We start from the raw sequence: 21,671 nt of genomic DNA, 5'->3' as shown, positions 1-21,671 counted from the left end.
TAGGTCAACGGGGACAGACCACATTTTCCGAGTGTTTTCTAAACGTGGTCTGTCCCCATTTACCTGTCCCCATTTACCCCTCGCCTGCTCTTCCAAGGAGGCGCTACTGTTAATTCGGGCTGGGATTTCTGCTTCTTTAGACAAATACCAAGCTCTAGCCTCTCTATCAGTTAAGTTTTTTGGCTGTGCTAGATCATCCCACCATTTAGCGTAAGACGCAGAGTCGTCTATCGCTTTTGCACCAAATCAATCTACGAGATTAAATCTCTGGATTATTTTTTTAGACAAAGCACTTGCACTTTTCTCCATGGAAATAAAACATCCCTCAAAGGATCCACTAGTCAAAATCAAGGTGTTGCCTTCATAACAAGCTGAAACCAATACTGAATATGGGCCAAATCTACGGGCTTCTTCTTTGATCCTCAGAGTTTTTAAGACGACACTCACAAACTCTTCGAACCTTTCCTCCTCATAATCATCGAAAAATATGAAATGATTAGTTTCAGAACTTGACTCGGAGAATCGAAACATAAAATTACATCCCCAACCCATCATTAACAGACGTTCGAGAAGACTGTGACTTTTCTATGATCTTCGACCACAATTCATCTCCTGATAGACCTTGCCCAGAATATTTATCCACAATTTCACTCCAAGTTCTATTTGGGTCAGTCTTATTCAAGGAGTCAGCCAATGTCCTGTTAGACATTAACTCTCGTGCCGTTGACCTCAAATCATTTCTCATATCAAAAGCCTGCTTCGCCTGCTCTTCCAAGGAGGCGCTACTGTTAATTCGGGCTGGGATTTCTGCTTCTTTAGACAAATACCAAGCTCTAGCCTCTCTATCAGTTAAGTTTTTTGGCTGTGCTAGATCATCCCACCATTTAGCGTAAGACGCAGAGTCATCTATCGCTTTTGCACCGGGCCCTTCCTTCGTGTCGGTAGCACCGTCCTTCGTCCCTCCTTTCCCGCCTTTGCCCCCTCCAGGCAACTTGATTGTCGGCCCCATCGCGGACACGCCCATCGCGAAGCCTTCGACGGCCGCCATCGCCACTTCGTGACTGATACCAAGTGTCTGGACCAGCGTATCGGCAATGGCCGCGACGGTATGGCCAGCGGTAATACCGGCCAACATGTTCTGGAAGCCATTGTTCTCGGTAATCAACAGATCAAAAAAATGCGCCGCTTCAGGCGATGCAGAGGCCGCCAGGTCCTTGAGTTTCTGGGTTTTAGCCTCTGCTTCCGCAACCAGATTGGAGAACGTGGCGCACTGACCAGGATCGGCCGCACACTTTGCAACCGCCTCGATATCCTGCTTCTGGCTCAGTTCATGGTACTCGCCATAAGCCTTGTTTGCGCAGGTAGAGTCACTTCCGCAGTTGATCATCTCCTTCGCTGCTCGCTCAAGATCCGAGTGAGACAGGAAGTTGTACTGGGTTGCGGTTGCAGCAATATTCGCTGCGATGTTCGGGTCGGTACCCGCAACCACTGCAGAAAGCACGGCGATCAACTGGGACATCGCCAACAAATTGGCTTTTGCCTGGTCCGCACCCGGCATATTCGGAACGTAATTATCAGGAAGTATCAAGCCCGCCAGGTATTGCACCATGGCTTCGTTGGCACCTCCAGCGAGTGCACCCGTCTTGAAGTCACCGCCCATTGCCATGGACTTTAAGCCGCCCACTAATGCATGTGCGGCAATCTTGGTCGGACTGCCGTCGACCAGATTGAGGTTACCGACCTTGTTGGCAGCAATAGCGCCACCAATGTCGATAACAGCGCCCAGGATATTATTGATGAAGTTATCACTCAGGCTGCCACCCTGTAGAGCCGTCTGGGCGAGCGTGTCGGCACTCGTCTTGAGAACAACCTGCCCGGCACTGTTCCAGTCGAACCCAAGCTCCGTCGGGTTATAACCAAGCCCCGTGCCGATACCGCCCAGCATCCCCGAGAGTACGTATCCCTGCAGGTTTTCGCTGCTGAAGACATCCTTAAGAACTGAGCCCAGATCGCCCTTGTTACTGATGGCGCTGTTAGCTGCTGTGGTTTCCACAGCAATCAATACAGCGTTGGCAAAACCTGCCGAGAATGTACCTGCAGTGGCCCCGATCAAACCGGCGCCCGCGCCGCCCGTGACCGCTGCCAACATGATTGCCAATGCCAATTGTGCGGCGACACCAAGTCCGGATGTCGAGTATTTGAAGCTCTTGTGAATTTCCTCCACACGGCGCCAATCAACATCGCCGCGCAGTTCTGCCTCTTTAAGCCACGCCAGTTTCGGATCAGCCGCGACCATCGTGTCGATGGTCTGGCTGACACTTTTCTGGTCGATCTGTTTGATATCGATCTTGAGACCATCAACCGCTTTGATTACAAGCTTTCCGTTGGCAATCAACTCGCTCTGGCGCAGGGTCTCATCGGTATTGCCTCTACCTTTGGCGGAGTTCCAGCCTGCGTTGCTATTGCTCTTGGTATGGCTCTCGTCATGGAGGTCCTTGACCCCCTCAAACGTAATGACGCCGCCACTGTCCAGAGTGAGATCGTTGCCACTTTCAAGCTTCGCTACCTGATAGCGCTGATCACCGTCACTTTTTAGCGTCAGGTTACCGCCAGCAGAAATTTCACTGCCCACATGGGTGATCTTGGTAACTTCATCGCGCTTGGTTTTGAGGCTGCCAAAGCTGCCTTTTTTCTTTTTGTCATAGAGCGAATAGTCACTGTCCTGTTTGGCAAGAATTTCCAGATTATCGCCAGCCACCAGATAGGCTTCATCTCCAGCAGTCACGCGACTGGAAACCACACTCAAATCTTTACCGGCGTCCAGCCTGACGTCACCGCCGGCTGAAATACCGGACATGACCTGGCTGACATGGTCTTCCTGGACGGTGAGTTTCTTGCTCTTGGATAGCGAGTGCTCTTCATCTGCCGCCGATGTGATCAGCAGATCTCCGGTTGCCTTGATGGCAACGTCGCGCTTGGCGTCAATCTGACTCGCGATAACACTGATATCGCGTTTGGCATCAGCCATGAAGTCACGCCCAGCATCAATGTCAGCACCCAGTTGGGCGATGTCGCTGCTGTTGTGCCGATCGTCATGGAACACGCTGTTGGTGACTTGCACCGACGACACGTTAATGTCACGACCCGCATTCAGGACCATGTCCTCGCCGCTTTTCATCACGCCACCGGTGATGTTGATGTCGTTGGCCGCTTTGACGGTCAAGTCATTGGCCGCCTCGATCCGCGCCGCGTTATCGGCATAGTCATGATGCTGGGTGCCGAAGCGGGTGCTGTTGTCGGAGGAGGTGATGGTGCGTTCGTTGATCACATCCCCGGTGCGAGTCGTCAGGTTCACATCGCGCCCGGTGATGATCCCGCCGGACTTGTTGACGATATTGTTGGTCGCCAACAGATCCAGACGGTTGCCCGCCTCAATCACGCCACTGTTGACCAGATCCTTGCCCGCCGTCGCCGACAGATTATTCGTCGCCTTCAACGTCCCGACGTTGTCCAGGTTCTCACCGGCGATCAGCGTCACATCATTACCGGCAATCAACGCCCCGGTCGGACCCAGACGGCCATTGGCCTGCGCCAGATAAACCACCGGCACCAGCACTTTCTCACCGTTCACTTCGTGCTCTTCGAGCCAGACGATGTCGTGGGTCAGCGCCGCGACTTGCTGCGAGGTGAGGCCGACGCCTACCGACAGGTTGAGTGCGTCCTTACTGGCGATGGCGTTGTTCATCAGGTACTTGAACATGCCCTCGTTGGAGGTCTGGCCGTCGATGAACGCCTGGCCGGTGCGTGCAGTAACGGCTTGCTGGATCAGGCGTTGTTCGTAGAGGCCGTCGCCGAGGCGCTTGGCGCTCTGGTCGGGGTCGTAGCCGAGTTTTTCCAGCAGGTAGTCGGAGCTCATGAACGACTTGAGGTCGGTCAGCACCGGGTTGGTTTCGATCAGGTATTTGTGTGCGTTAGACGGCGCCTTGGTGTCCGGCAGACCGGTGACGCGGGTCACCGGACGGGTGTCGATCGACTCCATAGCGTCGTTGCCACGGTCTTTCATGCCCGGGCCGGCGGGTTTCACTGGCACGTTGACGTCGACCGTGCTGGCCACGGCCTGCACGATGCTTGGGGTGCGGTGGAACGTATCCACTGCGCGCGTGCTGTCGGAGACTGCGGGCGGTGCATCAATAAAAAGATTACGCGGGCCGCCGCTGCTGCCGGCGACAACGTGTGCTTCGGTAGCGACGGTTTGCCCGCCCACGGTCCAGGTCGGCGCCGGGCCGATCGCGGCGATTGGCGCGGTATCCGTGGCGCCCTGCCCGCTCAGGCGGAACAGACCGTTCTCCCCGGTTGGCAGGGAGAAGCCTGGCAGGGACAGCGGGTTGACCTGCTGTTGGGCGAGGTCCGGTGGCAGCTGGCTGTTGATGCGGATAACGGTGGTGCCGGTGTTGCCAACGTTGGTGTTACCAACTTTGTTGGTGCCTCCCGCCGAACCGTAGTCCTGGTGGATAACGCTGTTTTCCAGTTCCTTGGCAGCCGTGATCGAAACGTTACCACCCGCCTGGATGACTGCATTGCGGCCAGTGTTGGTGCTGGCGGCACCGGTGCTGTCCACGGCGACTTCAGTGACAGACTCCGGTTTGTACTGGGTCAACTGGCCAGGCAGTTCAACCAGATTGTTCGGGTCGTACAGGGAGGGGGTTGTGGTTTCAAAGCCGTAGTTCAGACCTGGTATCGCGTTGCCCCATCCACGCAGCTTACTGACGACCGCGCCGGTTTCGCTGTCCTTGAGTGTTACAACGTCAAACCACTCGCCGTCGCGCCCCCCTTCTCTGATAGTCGTGGACTTGGGAACGGCCTTACGTATGCTGCCTCCCGCTCCGATGTAATAAACAAACGGAAAATCAGGGTTATTGCGCTGGTTGTAAGGCATTACGACACTGTCAAAAAACCGCTTGGTACCACCGTCGGTCATGCTGAGTACGTAAGTACTTGTGCGTTCGATGGTGCCGCTTTTCGCCCCGATGTTTTTGAGACTGTCAGCGGTGATATTGATATTGCCGCCAGCAGCGACGGTGCTTTTGATATTGAGAAACGTACCGCCCTGGAAAACAAAATCCTTGCCGACATTGAGCACTGCCGAGGCGCTGCTATCAGCGTCCGTACTTTGATAAAACTCTTTGGCCATCAGCGTGAAGACGTAATTGTCACCCTGGCAGTCATTACAAATATTGGCGATATAACCCGAGATCAATTTGCGATCGCCCGACATCACCGGACCTTCGGTACGGTTCTCGAAAACATCGGCATTGATCTCGAACCCGCCACCGCTCTCCATCGAACCGGAGATGTTGTAGACCCCAGCAGCCCGCGCGGCGCCGCCGTAACCCTTGATGGTCACATTCCCCAACCCGTAGAAATCACCGTTCTGGTTGGTCAGATTGCCGACACTGAGCGTCATGTCGTTGCCGCTGAAAATCAGCCCGCGATCATTGAGCAACGAAGGTGTGTTGATGTTCAGGTTCTGCGCCGCACCGAGGGTGCCGTAGTTGGTCACACTACCGGCATTGACGGTCAGGTCTTCACTGGAGGTGATGCGCCCGGAATTGATGAGTGCCCCGCCCACACTGATGGTCGAGGTCGCACCCGCGGCAAAACTGCCGCCCGCGCCGATGTTCATCTGTGCAGCGGAGAGGTAAGTCCCGCGCTGGCTCGACAGTCGGCCATTACCGCTGTAGCCACCGCTCAACTGCATGTCGATCAAGCCATCACTGGCGATCAAGCCATCGTTGGTCCAGTTGCCGCCACGCACCTGCAAAAGATCCGAGGCCAGCAACTTGCCACTGGCAGTCTGGCTGAACTGCCGAACATTGACGTTCAAACGTCCAGCCTGGATGACACTGCTGTTGTTCCAGGTATCGGCATTGAGTTCCAGCAGCCCACCGGTGGTGATGCTGCCACCCGCACCGATCACATTGGCCGTGGAAATTTCGAACTTGCCGCGGCCGACGTGGTTGAGCTGCCCGCCGTCATTGAGGAAGCTGCCGACGTTGACGGTCATGTCGGTGTTGGCGGTTTCCAGTACACCGTTGCGGTTGTCGAGTTGGCCGCCGATCTGGAAGTCGGTCTTGCCCCAGTTGCCCAGCGAACGCAGACGACCATTCTGGTTGTTGACGCTGGCCGCCCTGACGGCGAGTTGCGTGTTGCTTTCAATGACGCCCGCAACGTTGCTCAGCGCGCCGCTGAGGCCGAAGTCGATGCGCTCGCCGGCGATCTGCCCGGCACCGTTGTCCAGGCTGGTGCCGCTGACGCTCACCAGACCTTTGGCATAAAGCACACCGTTGCGGTTATCGAACCCGGCCGTGGTGATGTTCGCGTCTGTCGCTTGCGCGGAGATGCGTCCGCCGTTGTTGTCCAGCCCGGCCAGTGCCGACAGCTTCAGACCCTGTGCCTGAATGATGCCGCCCTGACGGTTGTTGTTGAGGTCGTAGCCATTGCGCAGCACACCCACCGTGCGCGCTTCGAGAGCGCCTTTGATGCTGGACAGGATGCCGCCGCGGTTATCGATGTTTGCGGCGTTGATGCTCACATCACCGTTTTGCGCGATGACTTTGCCGCTCTGGTTGTCGAGGTCGCCGCTGATATCCAGGGTCAGGCCGCTTTCGCTTTGCAGCGCACCCTTGCCGTTGTTCAGGCTCGCCGCCTTCAGTTGCAGCGCGGAGTTCTGGCTGTAGATCAAACCGTCAGCGTTGTTGCGCACTGCGCCGCTGGCGGTGATCTGTAGCAGATCATTGGCGGCGATGGTGCCTTTGTTGCTGTTGTCCAGCGTGCCGGTCGACAGGTTCAGATTCTTCTGGCTGGCGATCTGGCCGTTCTGGTTGCTCAGGTCAGTCACGCCCTTGATCAGCACAGGGCCCGCGCCAGCCAGTCGGCCACCGTTGTTGTTGAGGTCGCCGCTGAGGTTGAGGGTGATCGCGTCGTTGCTGGCGACCTGGCCGCCACTGTTGTCCAGTCGCGAAACCGTGGCGGTGATCGCTTGCTGCGCATTGATCGCGCCGCCGACGTTGGTCAGCGCCATGCTCAGCAGATCCAGCGCACCGTCGCTGGCGATCAAGCCGCCCTGACTGTTATTGAGCGCGCCGCTTAGCGTGAGCGTCTGCCCTGCTCCGCTGCTCAAAATACCTTTGTTGCTGTTATCGAGGCTGCCGGCCTTGACGGTCAGGCTGCCCTCGGCGACCAGCGCACCGGCACCGCTGTTGAGCAATGCGTCTTTGAGCTCGACCGCGACATCACCGAATTTGCTCGAGAGTGTGCCGCTGTCGCGGTTGTCGAGGCTGTTGCCGCTGACGCTCAACCCTTGCCAGCCGGACAGCAAGCCTTTCTGGTTGGTGATCGAGGTGCCGCGCAGCAAGAGTTTTGCGCCGCTGATCAACTTGCCGGCGTTGTTATTCACGGCACGAGCGATGACGTCGAAACTCAAGTTGCTGGAGATCTCACCGCGCTGGTTGTTCAGGTCGCGCAGACGCTTGAGGGTCAACGGGCCTTTGGCGGTGAGCAGACCGTTCTGGTTGTCGAGGTCGCCGTTGGCCAGGTCCAGCGTGACGGCTTGGTCGCCCAACAGGCGTCCGCCGTTCTGGGTCAACGAAGTCAGGGTGAGACCGATGTCACCCGCCGCGGAGACTTCACCGTCATTGCTGGAATCCAGACCGGTCGCGGTCAGCGTCAGGTTGCCCTTGCTGTTGATCAAACCCTTGTCGCGGTTGTTCAGCGCCATCGCATGGAGCGTGACCGCGCTGACACCCAGCAACGTGCCGCTCTGGTTGTTCAGTTCGGCGCTGCTGATGCTCAGCGCCTGCGCGGCGCTGATCAGACCGCTGGCATCATTGCGCAGCAGGCCATCGACCGTGAGTTCAAGATCGCCACGGCTGACCAGGCTGCCGCCGCTGTTGTTCAGGCTGGCCGCCCGGACATCGATCGACGCCGCGCCGATCAGGCCTTTGACGTTGTCCAGCGCGTTGGCGATGCGCAGGGTCAGCCCCTGATTGCTCAGGAGTTTGCCGTTGCTGTTGTCCAGGCTATCAGCGCTCAGGGTGAACGCTTCAGTGCTGGAGATCGTGCCGCCCTGGTTGTTGACACCGTTGAGTTGCTTAAGCAGCAGAGTGCCGGGCGCGCTGATCACGCCGTTGATGTTGTTCAACTGGCCGTGGTTCAGGTCCAGGCTCAGGCGCGTGTTGCTGAGCAACTTGCCGCCCTGTTGATCGAAGCCGGTCACCGACGCGGTCAGTGCGCCTTGGCTGCCGATGCTGCCGGCATCGCTGTTGGTGACCTGGCCGGCGACGAGATCGAGCGTGTCGGCGCTGCTCAGCGAACCGCTGCTGTTATCGAAATCACCGGTCGTGACCGTGACCGCACCTTTGCCACTGAGGGTGCCCTTCTGCCGGTTATCCAGGCCAGTACTTTTCAGCACGAGGGCGCCATCGGTGACGATCCTGCCTGCCTGGTTATCGATGTTGCCGCTGCTGTCGAGGGTCAGATCCGCCGCGCTGGACAGGCTGCCACCGGTATTGCTCAGTTGCGCAGTATTGACGGTCAGCGCGCCTTCGCTGCTGACTTTGCCGAGTTGGTTGGTGAAGTCGCCGCTGAGGTTCAGCAACGTGTCCTGCTGGCTGAGCAATTCACCGCCGCTGTTGTCCAGCGTACGACCTTGCAGCTTCAGCAGCGTGCCCGTGTCGATCAGGCCCTTGTTGCGGTTGAGCAACTGATCGACCGTGAGCGTCAGTACCTGGCTGGTGAAGACCTTGCCGCCATCGCTGTTATCGAGTTTTTTACCGGTCAGCAGCAGATCGCTGTTGGTGGAGATTTCGCCGCCACGGTTGTCCAGCTCATCGACCGTCAGGGTCATGGCTTTGGTCGAACCGAGCAAGCCACCCTGGCGGTTGTCGAGGGTCTCGGCGCTCAGTTTGAGCATACCGGTGGCGATCAGTTTACCGTTCTGGTTGTTCAGGCTTTTGACCTGAATACTGGCATCGGACTTGCCGGCAATACTGCCCTGCTGGTTGACCAGCGTATCGGCGGTCAGCGTCAGTTCACCGTCGGCGATGAGAGTGCCTGACTGGTTGTTCAAGGTCTTGTCGGTGGTCAGCAGCAATGGGCCGCGACTACTGATCAAGCCATCCTGGTTGTCGAGGCTCACGGAATGGCTGTCGAGTGCCGCCGCAGAAATTACGCCTTTGAGGTTATTCAGCGCTTGAGCAATACGCAGCGTCAGCCCTTGCTGGCTGATCAACTTGCCGTTGCTGTTGTCCAGGTCATTGGCCGCGAGCGTGAATGCTTGCTGGCTGGAGATTTCGCCGCTGTGGTTGTTCAAGCCATTGAGGTTTTTCAGCAGCAGCGTGCCGGGCGCGTTGATCAAACCGTTCTGGTTGTTCAACTGACCGTTGTTCAAATCAAGGGTCAGGTCTGCCTTGCTGAACAGCTCGCCACCCTGCTGATCCAGCCCGGTGACCGATACGTTCAACGCTTGCTGGCTGGCAATCCGGCCAGTGGCGTTGTTGACCTGAGCGGCCTTGAACGTCAGAGACGCTTCACTGGTGAGTTTGCCGCCCAGGCTGTTGTCGAAGTCGCCGGTATCGACATGGCTGGCGCCTTTGGCGCTGATCAAACCGTTCTGGCTGTTATCGAGGCTGGCGCTGGTCAGGGTCAACGTGTTGTCGGTGCCGATCGAACCCGCCCGATTGAGTACCAGGCCACGGCTGGTTACCGACAAGACGCCGGCTGCGCTCAGGCTACCGGCACTGTTGTCGAACCGGCCGAGATTGGCCGTCAGCGTGCCCTCGCTGCTGATAGTGCCCTGCGCGTTGATCAGGGCATCGTCGAGGGTAATCACCAGGCCGTTGAGGCTGTTGAAGCGACCGTCGCTGTTATCCAGGCTGCTGCCGGTCAGCGTGGTTGTGCCCTTGGCGCTGATCAAGCCTTTATTCAGGTTGATCAGTTTCGCCACGGCGAGGCCCAGATCGGTGCCGGCCAGCAGCTTGCCGCTGTCGCTGTTGTCCAGGCGCTGGCCCTTGATGTTCAGCAGCAGACTGCTGGAGAGTTCACCGTTGCGGTTGTCGATATCGTCGACAGTCAGAGTCAGCGCTTTTGTGGTGCCGACCAGACCGCCATTGCGGTTGTCGAGCGTCTTGCCGGTCAGGCTCAGATTGCCCTGAGCGACCAGCGCACCACCCTGCTGTTGCAGCAAACCGATGGCCGCAGTCAGATCGCCTTGGCTGGAGATCCGACCTGCGGCGTTTTGCACTTCGCCCGCGTTGAGGCTGACCGGACCGACCGCACTGATGAGTCCGCCGCTGTTGTCCAGACGTGTACCGGCGTAAGCGATACCGGACTTGCCGGTGATCTGGCCCTTGTCGCGGTTGTCCAGACGATCGACGTTGAGCGTCAGTTGCTGATCAGCCTGGATCACGCCTGTGCGGTTGTCTGCCGTATCGCTGCGCAGTGCCAGTGTGGTTTTGCCGATGACTTTGCCGTCGCGGTTGTCGAGGCTGCCGGTTTGCGCATCGATGGCGCCCTTTGCCGTGATCTCGCCTTTGTTGCGGTTATCGAGCAAGCCGCGCACGCGCAAGGTCAGGCCGCCGTCGCTGACCACCACACCGCCATCGCGGTTATCGAGGCTGGCAGCCTGCAGATTCACCGACTGGCCGGAGCCGAGCACGCCGTCACGGTTGTCCAGCGCGCCACTGAGGTCGATATTCAAACCCAGATCGCCAAGGATCTGACCGCTGCGGTTGTTCACCGTTGCCGCGTTGAGCCGGGTGACGCCGCTGCTGGAAAACTCGCCGTTGCTGTTGTCCAGCTGACCGAAACTACCGGTCAGATTGCCCGAGCTATGGATCACCCCTTGAGTGTTGAATAGCTGATTGGCGGTGACGTTCAGCGTCGCGTTGCCGAGCACGCGTCCCGCATTGCGGTTGTCCAGTGTGCCGGCGCTGACCGTCGTGCTCTGGCCACTCAGCGTACCGCCCTGGTTGTTCAGGGTTTGTGCGGTGCTGACGGTAAGACTGCGGCTCGCCACCAGACTCTTGCCGCTGTTGTCGAGGTACTGCGCATTCAGGCTCAGATCACCGTTGGCGTTGCGGCTGCCGTCGGCGTTGACCCCGGCCTCAATGACGCCGGCGTTGGTCAACTGACCACCGGCACTGAGGGCGATGCTGTCACGGGCGGCGAGGGTCTGGTGGTTGGTCAGATTGCCTTGGGTCTGCACGTTCAATGCCGTGCCGGCATACACCGGCCCACGCGCATCGAGACTGGCCGCCTTGACGTTGACCGCGCCGGTCGCCGAAGTATCGGCCAGGCTCAATTGACCATTGGCATCAAGCTGAATATCGCCACCGCTGGCGATCAGTTTGCCGTCGAGCTTCACGCCGACCCCGGCCTCGGTGCCAACCAGTTTGATCGCCCCGGCATACATCCCGCCGAGTGCCGAGGAGTCAATCGCCAGTTGCGGTTTGGTGCTGCCGTCATCGGCACGGGCCGTGGCGTTCAAGGTCTGCGCGTTGACGTCGTTGCGACCGGCAACAATGGTCAAGTTCTGCGCCTGAATTTCGGCGTTGATCTTCGCGCTACGGGTGATGATTTCGAAGCGGTCGACGTTGTTGGCGTTGAGGCCGGCGCCTTCGATGGCGACGCTGCCCTGATCAACTTGAAAACGATCCAGCCGTCCCGCGCCATCCAGCACCGGTTTGCCGGTGGTCAGCGTTACGCGCGGCGCGTTGATGAAGCCGCAGCCATTACAGGTGATGCCATACGGGTTGGCGACGATCACTCGCGCCGACTGCCCCGCCACTTCGGTGTAACCGCGCAACTGACTCGGGTTGCCGCTGATGACCTCGTTGAGAATCGCCTGCGCCGAACCACTGTTTTTCAGGTTCGGGTTGCCGATGATGTGCCCGGCCAACTGGGTGTTCGAGGTTTGCGTCGAGCCGTTGTTGAGGATGACGCCCTGCGCGCCGACGTTGTAATCGTGAAACTGGTTGTGCGACAGCCCGCTGCCGTTGGGCGTGGCGATATTGATGATCGGCACGCCATTGCCGGCCCGATCCAGCGCGGTGTTCGGGTTGGCCACGACAATGCCGTCGGCCTGCGCCCACATCGGTTGCCAGAACATCACGTTCGCCAGCAGGAACGCCAGCCCGCGCTTGGGCATGCCCAGAAACGACTCACGGTTTTTTACGGCCGCAGAAGGCTGGCCTGCAAGGAAGGCGAACTGACGAACATCCATGTCGATGGTCTCGAAGAATTTGAATTAGATGAAAAAGTCGAGGCGGAAATAGATCGGCGCTTCACGCTCGGTCAGCACATCCGGGCGTTCGAGGGAGTGAGCAAAAGTCACGCTGGCGGCCACATGCTCACCACGGGCGAACAGTTCCAGCGAGTTGCTCGACATGCGCCCGTGCTGATCGCCGTTGTAGCGGTCGCCGCGAATCACGCCCTGGTCGTAACCGAGGCTGGTGCCGTATTCTGCGAACACCGGGCGCAGCCATTCGACGTTGATCGGACGGCTCCAGCGCAGATCGTTGCGCCAGTAGCCGCCGCTGTCGCCGGACAGCGACTGATCCTTGTAGCCACGGATCGACGACAGCCCGCCGAGGCTGGTGCGTTGTGAACTGAACAGCACGTCTTCGCTGCGCTGGCCGGTCATCAGGCTGCTGAAGGTGAAGGATTCGCCCCACACCTTGAACGGTTGCAGGTAGCTCAGGGTCGCGGTGTATTTGCGGTAGCGTGCGTCCGGTTCGCCCGGGCCCGGATCGTGGCTGCCCTGCGCGTCGAACGCGCCGATGCCTTCCTGCATGCCGGCATCGAAGTTGACGAAGGCGCTGCCGATGCGGCGACCGTGGTTGAAGCCGAACTGCGCTTCGCTGATGCGGTTGCTGCTCAGCTTGAGCTTGCTGTCTTCGATGTAGTTGTTGGTGCGCAGGTAGGACAGGCCGGCGCTGAGCGAGGTCTTGCTCACCGAGTCGCGATGGATCACCCGTTCGGCGCGCAACTGATGGTTTTCGCTGTCGCCGGTCTGCTTGAAGTTGTAGCCGTTGGCGGCGATCTGCGAGCGGTAGTCACTCTGGCTGTAGGTGTAGCTGAAGTTCCACCAGCCCCACGGCAGGTTGTAATTGAGCATGGCGTTGCTGGAGGTGTGCTGGTGGTCGGTCATTGCATCGTGACCGCCGCGCAGGCTCAACTGATCGGCCAGGCCCAGCGGGCTGTCCCAATCGAAAGTGGTGCCCCACTGCTGTTCACCGGTGCTGCGCTGGCCGTCGTTGCTGCGCGACAGTCCGGCACGCCATGGCTTCTGCGGCGTATTGGTGACCAGCACCTCACTGCCGCCGACGTTCTTGCCCGGCGCCAGTTCCATCTTGGCCTGATTGGACGGCAGGCGATTGAGCTGATCGACCATCTGCTCGATCTCGCGCAGGTTGACCAGATCGCCGGACTTGCCGGGAAACGCCATCGCCAGTTCACGCTCGGAAAGCTTGCTGTTCTCGGCGCCCTTCATGCCTTCAAGCTTGCCTTCGACCACCAGCACTTTCAGATGCCCGCCAGACAGATCCTGCTGCGGCAGGTAGGCGCGGCTGGTGACCAGGCCTTTCTCGATGTAATGGTCGGTGATGACTTTCAGCAGCTCGTTGAGTTGCGGTACACCGAGGCACTGGTCGATGTAGGGCTTGAGCAGACGGGTTCTGTCGCTGTCGGACAGACTGTCGGCGCCCTTGAGCTCGATGTCCTTGATCGGGAAACAACGGGTGTCGGTGGGCGCCGCTGGTTGCGCCGGACCTGCCTCTTTGCCGGGCAGATTTTTCAGGTCTTCAAGACGCCGCTGCTGCTCTTCGAGCAAGCGATTCTGGCGATCGCGGATCAGGTCGGTTTCACCGGGTGTGGGTGCAGCGAAGGCAATTTGAAGCGGAGACAGGCACAGCAAAGCTACGCACAACCTCGCCGCGAGGGCGGGTGGGTACATGTTCGATCCCTCGAGACGGAATGACATCAAAATAGTGGCGCGATATTAGATGGCCATCATTTTGGCGTCAAACAATCGTTTCAACCTTTTGTCGGTTTTGTATCAAGGAATTAACAAAGGAAGCGTGTGCCGTTAAGCCATGAAAAAGGGGCGCATCCATTGGCCAGATTGGATGCACCCCTTTCTTGCGCAGACCGACTCAACCGCGAATACGGTGCTCGGTGAACTCGTAGTCTTCCTGGCAATCGCCCGAAGGGTCCTTCGCCACATTGACGTAATGCACCGTGTCGGCATCGATCAGTTTGTAGGTATAGATATCGGGCAGGGGCACGCCGGCGGTTCGCAACTCGTTCTTGCCATTGGCCGCCTTCCAGATGCCGTGTTCGGTCTGGATCGGCTGGGTCTGCTGGGCATCCCGGAAGAAAGTAATGTTGAAGGTGCCGTCAGGCTTGAAGTTGTTTTTCCAGGACAGGAACTGGCATTTGCCGGTTTCCGACCGCACACCTTTCCATGAACCGATCAGGGATGGATCGTTGACCGGTTTGTTGGCGGCACAGCCACCCAGTGTTGCAGCCAGGACGATGAGAGCCAGGCAGAGATTGCGTTTCACTTGGTATTTCCTTTCTTCAACTGAATTCCATGCATCGCGTATGCAGGATCAACCTGCTACAGGAATGCGCTGCTGGGGTTGGGTAACGTCGTAGACGTGCTGCTCGCAGAGATCACCGGAGAACTGGAATTCCACCTGGTACACCTTGCCCTGTTGCGGAGTGAAGGCACTTTTCAGCGGCCCACAGGTATAAATGCCTGCGCTCACCCGGCTGTTCGAATACCCCGAGACCTCAAACGGCTTGCCGGCATCGGCCTGTGCTTCCAGTTGCGGAAAGCGTTTGACCGTGGCGCTGTTGGCCACTTCGTTGAGTTTGGCGATCCAGCCGAACACCTTGCCACGACCTGAATCCACAACGGTGCCGAGCACTTCCATGCGGCGGTCGGGATCATCGGCGCGGCGAATGGAAAACTCCACCGGATAGGTGCCACCCGATGATTTCATGATGACTTTGGCGTGCTGGGCGTCCACCACCACCTGGTCTTGATGCAACTGAATGCCGTCTTTCAGCAGGCTGGGGGAAGAGTCACGCACATTGGAATGGCAGCCTGGCAGCGCGAGCAGCAGGGTCAACGTCACAAGCACACGTTTATTCACGCAGGAATCTCTATTGAGCAAGCAGGACGGGAAATGACATCAAAACAACGCCGCGATATTAGATGGCCATCATTTTGACGTCAAACCTATGTTGCAACTGCCTGTCAGCGTTCAACGCCTGTCCTCGTCGCCACCTCGTGCGGTGCAAGCAAGCGGCCATCAGCCGACATCAATTGCAGCTTGCGAATCGGCTGGCGATCTTTTGCATCAACCATCACCGAACCCGACTCACCCGGCGCATACAGGTGCTCCCCGCCCCACTGCGACAGCGCGACGATCACCGTCTGCAGGGCCTTGCCGCGTTCGGTCAGCACGTATTCCTTATAAGCACTGCCATCGGCGGCCGGCACCGTTTGCAGAATCCCCTGCTCCACCAGGGCCTTGAGCCGGGCGCTGAGCATGTTCTTGGCGATGTCCAGATTCTTCTGAAAATCACTGAAGCGGCGGATGCCCTCCAGCGCATCGCGGATGATCAGCAGCGACCACCAGTCGCCGATCAGGTCCAGCGTACGGGCGACCGGGCAGGCGTTGCCGTGCAGGCTTTTGCGCTTCACAGGGTGTTTCTCCATCAAAACCGGCGTGTGGTTGCATCTTACAACTGTGACGCTGGAAAAGAACCACACTGCCCTGCCCGGCAATTCAGCACTTGCGTACAAGTGACGGCAGCGATTTGCGCCGATAGTGATCGGCGGCCATTGCGGCATCCGGCCTTCCTGAACGATTGCCCACAGCAAGGAGTTTCCATGAGCACATTCACTACCGATGACGGCACACAGATCTATTTCAAGGACTGGGGCAGCGGCAAACCCGTGTTGTTCAGCCATGGCTGGCCGCTGGATGCCGACATGTGGGAATACCAGATGGAGTACCTGAGCAGTCGCGGCTACCGCACGATTGCCTTCGACCGCCGTGGTTTCGGGCGCTCCGATCAACCGTGGACCGGCTACGACTACGACACCTTTGCCGATGATATCGCGCAACTGATCAAGCACCTCGACCTGCGCGAGGTCACGCTGGTGGGCTTCTCCATGGGTGGCGGCGACGTCAGCCGCTACATCGCCCGCCACGGCAGCGAGCGCGTTGCCGGGCTGGTATTGCTCGGGGCGGTGACGCCGCTGTTCGGCAAGAAGGCCGACTATCCGCAAGGCGTCGACCACTCGGTGTTCGACAGGATCAAGGCTGGCCTGCTCAAGGATCGCGCGCAGTTCATCGCGGATTTCGCCGCGCCGTTCTACGGCACCAATCAGGGCCAGAAAGTCTCCGACGGCGTGCTCACGCAAACCCTGAACGTCGCCTTGCTCGCCTCGCTGAAAGGCACCGTGGATTGCGTCACCGCATTCTCGCAAACCGACTTCCGTCCGGACATGGCGAAGATCGACGTGCCGACCTTGGTCATCCACGGCGACGGCGATCAGATCGTGCCGTTCGAAACCACCGGCAAGCAAGCTGCCGCCCTGATCAAAGGCGCCGAACTGAAAGTCTATGCCGGCGCCCCCCACGGTTTTGCCGTGACGCACGCCGAGGCGCTGAATGAAGACCTGTTGGCTTTCCTGAACCAATAAAGCCCCACGCTGACCGGGAACAGTCCCGGTCAGCGCACGTTGCGATACAACATCAGCCGCGCGCTTTCGTGCAGTCCCCGAGTCAGCTCCACCAGGCGCTGGAATTCCTCGGGGTTTTGCCTGGCGACGTTATCCAGCGGAGTCTTCGACGCCAGGTCATGCAGGGTCGGCGAGCTGCCGTCATGTTGCATCTGCAGGAGGAAATCCTTGGTCACGCCGCCAATCAACGGGAACGTCCCCTCGCGCAGCACCAGCGGCACCACGCGCTCACCTTCCGGCGCCGGTTGCTGGACATCGCGACCCATCGCGCCGTTGCTGAACGGCACGCCGGCCATCCCCGCCACCGTCGGCAGCAGATCCACCAGCCCCACGGCTTCCTCGATCACCTTCGGCGCCAGCAGCCCCGGGGCGTGAATCAACATCGGCACATGATTGCTTTCCAAGCCCAGTTGCTCGAACGCCGGCGGCATGTGCGGGATCTGGCTGATGCGCGTGTTGTGGTCGCCGAAGAACACAAAAATCGTGTTGTCGTAATAGCCGCCAGCCTTGGCCAGCTCGATCAACTTGCCAATATTGAAATCCAGCAGGCGCACCGCGTTGTACTGCTCGACGCTGCGCGAACCGGCGGCCTGCACCTGCTCCAGTGACAGGTTGCTGACCTCGAAACCATCGTTGTCCTTGGGGATGGTGAACGGCCGATGGTTGCCCGAGGTTTGCACGTAGGCGAAGAACGGTCGGTCCTTCGGCAAGTCGCGCAGGATGCGGTCGCTCTCCTTGAACAGATCCAGATCAGAGATGCCCCACACGTCCACCAGCGGCGAACGCCAGTCACTTTCCTGATACAGGCGCACGCCGTCGATGCTCTGCTGGATCAGCGCATTGATATTGGCCCAGCCGGCGTTGCCGCCAATCATGTAGAGCTTCTGGTAATCGGTGAACGCGTTGATCAGCGTGTGCTGACGGGTGATCAGCGGATGGCGCGTTGCGGTCTCGCGGCGCGTCACGTTGGGAACGCCGGTGATGCTCGCCCACACGGTTTTTGCGGTACCGGTGACCGGCACATAGAAGTGTTTGAAGAACCAGCTGCGGCTCGCCAGTTGATCGAGGTTCGGCGTCGGGTTCAACGGATTGCCGTAGGCGCCGACGGCGCTGGTGCCCAGCGATTCGAGCATGACAAACATCACGTTCGGCGTGCCCTGCAGCCGATACGGCTGCAGGCCTTGCTGACGCTCGAAGTTGAGCGATTGCGGATCCGGTCGATCCACGCCCAGATAGCGGGCAATCAGCGGATAGTGCTCGCGCACCTGCGCCTCATCGAATTGCGCCTGCCCGGTTTTCAGCGTGTCGTACAGGAACAGCACCGGGTTCAGACCGACCGCGGCGATCTGCGCGTTACCGGAAAAGAACGCATCGCTCCAGCGCAGCGGCACCGGGTTTTCCAGGTTGAGATTGTCGACACGACCCAGCAGCGCCAGCAGCACCACGACCACGCCCAGCCCGGTGCCGAATGCCAGCGACGGACGCCGGATAACCTTGGCTTCACGGGCCAGTGTCAGCCGTTCCAGCTTCAAAAATCCGTAGAACCAGACGCCCAGCACCGCCAACCAGCCGAGGGCGATCCACAGCACCGGATAGGTTTCCCAGACCATCTGCTGCGAGATCTGCGCGTCTTCCAGATAACGCAGCACCGTGGCGTTGATCCGCACGCCGAGATAGGCGTAATGACCGAAATCGATGATGTACAACAGGCCAATCGCACCGAGCGCCAGCAGCCAGTAAACCCGTGCGACCCAGCGCAACCACGGCAACCGCGTGAGTTTCCAGCGCGGTAGCCAGGCCAGCAGCGCCAGTGGCAGGATCAGCAACACGGCGAGGCGCAAGTCGAAGCGCAAGCCGATGCCCAAGGTTTCGCGCAGTGCCGGGTTTTCGACGAACTCGCTGGGCGCGATCCCGGAAAACCCCAGCACGAACGCCAGCCGGAGCACGGCAAACAACAAGAACGCCAAACCTGCCGCACCCGCGCCGTAGCGCAGGCGTCGCGATTGCAACCAGCCCATCATTGACCTCAGTGTCGTTGGTTCAAATAGAAGATGTCGCGCCGGCCGGTGCGGCTCGTAGTAGACGCCAGACCTCACGGATGCACAGCGTTGCAGCGGCGATCAGGCAGTAACCCAGCAGCAGCGGATCGATCAGGTAATCCCAATAGTTTTCCGAAGCCTTGAGACGCAAGGCGAACGCCAGCGTGCCCAGCGCGAGCATCGACACTGCCAGCGTGTTGCGCAGCCACAACAGCGCCAGTGCCAGCAGGCCGATACAGACGATCATCGGCCGTGGGTTGAAGCCCCAGCGGTACGGATCGAAATAGGTCAGGCCCATCGTCGCCGGGTACAGCAGCGCGGCCAGCACGGTAAACAGCACCAGCACCTGCACCCGTGCCGACAATGTCTGCCGCTCGACCACGCCCAGTCGGACCAGACTGGCCCAGCCGAGCAGCACCAGCGTGGTGATCGCCAGATCGTCGGTGACACTGCGCACATACGCCGCCAAGGGCAGCTCGTTGACCGGCACGAAGCTGACCACCGCCAGCAGCGGCAACAGCCACGGACGCCAGCGTTGTGTGCATTGCAACGAACCCAGCAGGACAAAACCGAGCAGGATGAACGTCAAATGGGCTTGCCAGAGAATCAGCATCACAGGCGCTCCTCCAGCCACGCTTCGTTGAAGCTGACATGTTTGATGAAGGTGTTATTCCACGAATACACCAGGTGATAGAGGCCATCGCTGCCGCGACTGAAGTACGGATACTCGTACTCGAAATCACAGCCCTGCGGCTTGCACACCCGGTAGTCCAGATTGCTCAGAAAGCGCTGCTCCAGCGGCAAGCGCCGGGCACCACTTGAAGCACGAAAACCTTCGCCGATGATTGCCTTATAGGCTTCGGGGGCGAACGGCTGGCCGAGCGGGTCGGGCGACTGATCGAGCTCGATCACGTTGCGCCAGTGGTTCAGGCTGGCATCAGTGCCATAGAGGCTGAGCTTGAAGCGCCCGTCCTGCAGATCATTCAGCGCCACCAGCAGCCCGTTGTCGTCGGTGCCGACTGCCGCGAGTGATGAATTGGGGTTGGCCGGTTCCAGCGGATACGGCTCGCTCCACGTCTGCCCGGCGTCCTCGGTGCGGCTGGCCAGCACTCGATGATGAGTGTCGCCGGCATAACGCAGCATGGCCACGGCACGCCGGCCATCCAGCGGCACAATGGTCGGTTGCAACGAATGTTTGCCACGGCTGATGCGGAATTTATCGATCACCGCGCCGTCTGCGCTCAGGTACAGGTACTCGGCGAATTTGCCCATGAACTCGTGATACACCGGCAAACCGATCGAGCCGTCGGCATGGAACACCGGCGCGGCGCGCACCAGCGTACTGATGTTGAAAAACGGTGAAGTGATCAGCTGTCGCGGCGCCGACCAGTTGCGCCCGACATCATCCGAGACCATCACGTTGATCGCACTGGTGGCCCAGCCGCCCACGGACACCGAGACATAGAACATCCACAACCGCTGATCCGGCGCGAGGGCAATCACCGGGTTGCCCAGTTTGCGGATGTAGCGCTGGGTGCCGTCGCGGGTCGATTCGCGGGTGGCCAGCACCTGCTCGGCCCCCCACTCCGCGCTGTTGGCGTCATAGCGTGCGGTGCGGATCTGCACGTCGGCAGCGCCCTCGCGGGAGCCGGCAAACCACACCGCCATCAGGTCGCCGCCCGGCAGTGCGGTCACCGACGAGGAGTGCACGAAATCATTCAATTGCGAGGAGACGAAGCGACTGCTGTACAGCGGCTCCGGTGCCTGCAGCGAGGCATCGACCGGCGGCGTCGCCACGGCAAACGGCGCCAGCACATGGGCCGGATGGCTGCGCCAGGCGCCCCAGAAAATCAGGCTCACGGCCAGTCCGCCGAGGATAAGTTTCAAGCGATCGGGAAGCGCACGCATAGTGGACTCACGGCAAAAACAGGATGGAGGGCAATCGGCAAAACATCCTTGTCAGCGCGGTAGATCGTCCGGCAAGCGGCGCCGGCGTCCCGTGAGCATCGACAACGGCAAGTTGTCGCGCAGCAGAAAACTTTCGAACAGCGCGGCGGCGATGTGCAGGCAGACCAGCACCAGCAGGATGTCGGTAGCGGTTTCGTGCACCTGCAACGGCCAGTCGGCGCCCCACAAGGCATCGACCTCTTCCATGGCCCAACCACTCACGCCAGCGGTGAACATTGCCAGCAGCATCAAAATCATCACCAGCGCACCCATCGGCGAATGCCCAAGACGATGCTCGGGCCGTCCGGCAATCAACGAGCGCGCATGGGCGAACAGCCGCGTCGGTGTCGGCCAGAAATCCGCCCAACGCGCACTGCGCGGCCCGACGAATCCCCACACCAGCCGCACCAGCAGCCAGCCCATGGCGTAATAGCCGAGCCACACATGCCAGTCATCACCGGCTTCATTGAAGAAATAATTGGCGACGAAGACGCCCGCGATGGACAGATGAAACAGCCGCACCACGGGGTCCCACAGGCGCAGGGACGCGCTCGGCATCAGCCCTTGATCTCGGTTTTCACCGCTTTGCCGCTGACCGGGTCGTGGTAGATCTCGACCTTGCGCTTGTCCTTGTCGAAGCCGTAGATCTCGTAGCAGTTGCCGTCGGTAACCTTGAACTTGCTGATCTCGTAGCCTTGGGCCTTGAGTTGTTCCTGAAAGGCTTTCTGGTCTTGCCATTGCGAGCGTTCGGCGGTGGTGCATTGCGGGCCGGCGACAGCCAGCGGGCTGGCAACGATGAGGGACAACAGCAGAAGTTTGCGCATGGAAACACTCTCGCTCGATGAGGAAGGCCTCACTGTGCAAAA

At 59.5% G+C, this 21,671-nt stretch carries 11 protein-coding genes; 1 reads left to right on the top strand and 10 read right to left on the bottom strand.

What is annotated here, in order from left to right:
* Positions 1-535: 535 nt before the first annotated feature.
* The 5 genes from NTD85_RS26125 to NTD85_RS26105 all read right to left on the bottom strand — a co-directional run bounded on the left by NTD85_RS26125 (position 536) and on the right by NTD85_RS26105 (position 15,772).
* Positions 536-12,280, bottom strand: a complete 11,745-nt coding sequence (locus NTD85_RS26125) for a filamentous hemagglutinin N-terminal domain-containing protein (protein WP_262143585.1) — start codon at positions 12,278-12,280, stop codon at positions 536-538.
* A 24-nt stretch (positions 12,281-12,304) separates the two neighbouring features.
* Positions 12,305-14,011, bottom strand: coding sequence for a ShlB/FhaC/HecB family hemolysin secretion/activation protein (locus tag NTD85_RS26120; protein ID WP_103522425.1), 1,707 nt, complete (start codon positions 14,009-14,011; stop codon positions 12,305-12,307).
* A gap of 199 nt (positions 14,012-14,210) precedes the next feature.
* Positions 14,211-14,621 carry a hypothetical protein gene (locus NTD85_RS26115; RefSeq protein WP_262143584.1) on the bottom strand — a complete coding sequence of 137 codons (411 nt, stop codon included), beginning with the start codon at positions 14,619-14,621 and terminating at the stop codon, positions 14,211-14,213.
* A 48-nt stretch (positions 14,622-14,669) separates the two neighbouring features.
* Positions 14,670-15,218 (bottom strand): hypothetical protein, encoded by a 549-nt coding sequence (locus NTD85_RS26110; RefSeq protein ID WP_262143583.1) that lies wholly within the window; start codon positions 15,216-15,218, stop codon positions 14,670-14,672.
* Positions 15,219-15,322: 104 nt separating this feature from the next.
* A complete protein-coding gene (locus NTD85_RS26105; protein WP_262143582.1) occupies positions 15,323-15,772 on the bottom strand; it encodes a winged helix-turn-helix transcriptional regulator in 450 nt (149 codons plus the stop codon).
* A 189-nt stretch (positions 15,773-15,961) separates the two neighbouring features.
* Here NTD85_RS26105 and NTD85_RS26100 point away from each other — a divergent pair, with 189 nt between their 5' ends.
* Positions 15,962-16,780: an alpha/beta fold hydrolase gene (locus NTD85_RS26100; protein ID WP_262143581.1), complete on the top strand. Its 819-nt coding sequence runs from the start codon at positions 15,962-15,964 to the stop codon at positions 16,778-16,780.
* Positions 16,781-16,809: 29 nt separating this feature from the next.
* On the opposite strand, the gene NTD85_RS26095 is transcribed toward NTD85_RS26100, so the two are convergent.
* Genes NTD85_RS26095 through NTD85_RS26075 form a run of 5 tightly spaced genes read right to left on the bottom strand, consistent with a single transcriptional unit; the run spans position 16,810 to position 21,629 of the window.
* Positions 16,810-18,837 carry an LTA synthase family protein gene (locus tag NTD85_RS26095; protein ID WP_262143580.1) on the bottom strand — a complete coding sequence of 676 codons (2,028 nt, stop codon included), beginning with the start codon at positions 18,835-18,837 and terminating at the stop codon, positions 16,810-16,812.
* Between the two features lie 22 nt (positions 18,838-18,859).
* A complete protein-coding gene (locus tag NTD85_RS26090; RefSeq protein ID WP_262143579.1) occupies positions 18,860-19,471 on the bottom strand; it encodes a hypothetical protein in 612 nt (203 codons plus the stop codon).
* On the bottom strand, positions 19,471-20,766 hold the full coding sequence (locus NTD85_RS26085) for a sialidase family protein (RefSeq protein ID WP_262143578.1): 1,296 nt from the start codon (positions 20,764-20,766) through the stop codon (positions 19,471-19,473). Before NTD85_RS26085 ends, NTD85_RS26090 begins: the two co-directional genes overlap by 1 nt.
* Before the next feature lie 51 nt (positions 20,767-20,817).
* Entirely contained in the window at positions 20,818-21,363 is a 546-nt protein-coding gene (locus tag NTD85_RS26080) for a cytochrome b/b6 domain-containing protein (RefSeq protein WP_103522493.1), read from the bottom strand.
* Complete coding sequence (locus NTD85_RS26075; RefSeq protein WP_007960465.1) at positions 21,363-21,629, bottom strand: PepSY domain-containing protein; 267 nt, start codon at positions 21,627-21,629, stop codon at positions 21,363-21,365. Before NTD85_RS26075 ends, NTD85_RS26080 begins: the two co-directional genes overlap by 1 nt.
* Positions 21,630-21,671: the final 42 nt, after the last annotated feature.

Origin of the sequence: Pseudomonas sp. 13B_3.2_Bac1, assembly GCF_025466205.1 — a bacterium.
GTDB lineage: Bacteria > Pseudomonadota > Gammaproteobacteria > Pseudomonadales > Pseudomonadaceae > Aquipseudomonas > Aquipseudomonas fluorescens_H.
This window is presented reverse-complemented; position numbering and strand designations above follow the sequence as displayed.

Bases quoted from the DNA above. Each gene is read 5' to 3' on its own strand.
- NTD85_RS26090 (WP_262143579.1), bottom strand. From the start codon at position 19,471: ATGCTGATTCTCTGGCAAGCCCATTTGACGTTCATCCTGCTCGGTTTT.
- NTD85_RS26120 (WP_103522425.1), bottom strand. From the start codon at position 14,011: ATGTACCCACCCGCCCTCGCGGCGAGGTTGTGCGTAGCTTTGCTGTGC.
- NTD85_RS26085 (WP_262143578.1), bottom strand. From the start codon at position 20,766: ATGCGTGCGCTTCCCGATCGCTTGAAACTTATCCTCGGCGGACTGGCC.
- NTD85_RS26075 (WP_007960465.1), bottom strand. From the start codon at position 21,629: ATGCGCAAACTTCTGCTGTTGTCCCTCATCGTTGCCAGCCCGCTGGCT.
- NTD85_RS26100 (WP_262143581.1), top strand. From the start codon at position 15,962: ATGAGCACATTCACTACCGATGACGGCACACAGATCTATTTCAAGGAC.
- NTD85_RS26080 (WP_103522493.1), bottom strand. From the start codon at position 21,363: ATGCCGAGCGCGTCCCTGCGCCTGTGGGACCCCGTGGTGCGGCTGTTT.
- NTD85_RS26125 (WP_262143585.1), bottom strand. From the start codon at position 12,280: ATGGATGTTCGTCAGTTCGCCTTCCTTGCAGGCCAGCCTTCTGCGGCC.
- NTD85_RS26095 (WP_262143580.1), bottom strand. From the start codon at position 18,837: ATGGGCTGGTTGCAATCGCGACGCCTGCGCTACGGCGCGGGTGCGGCA.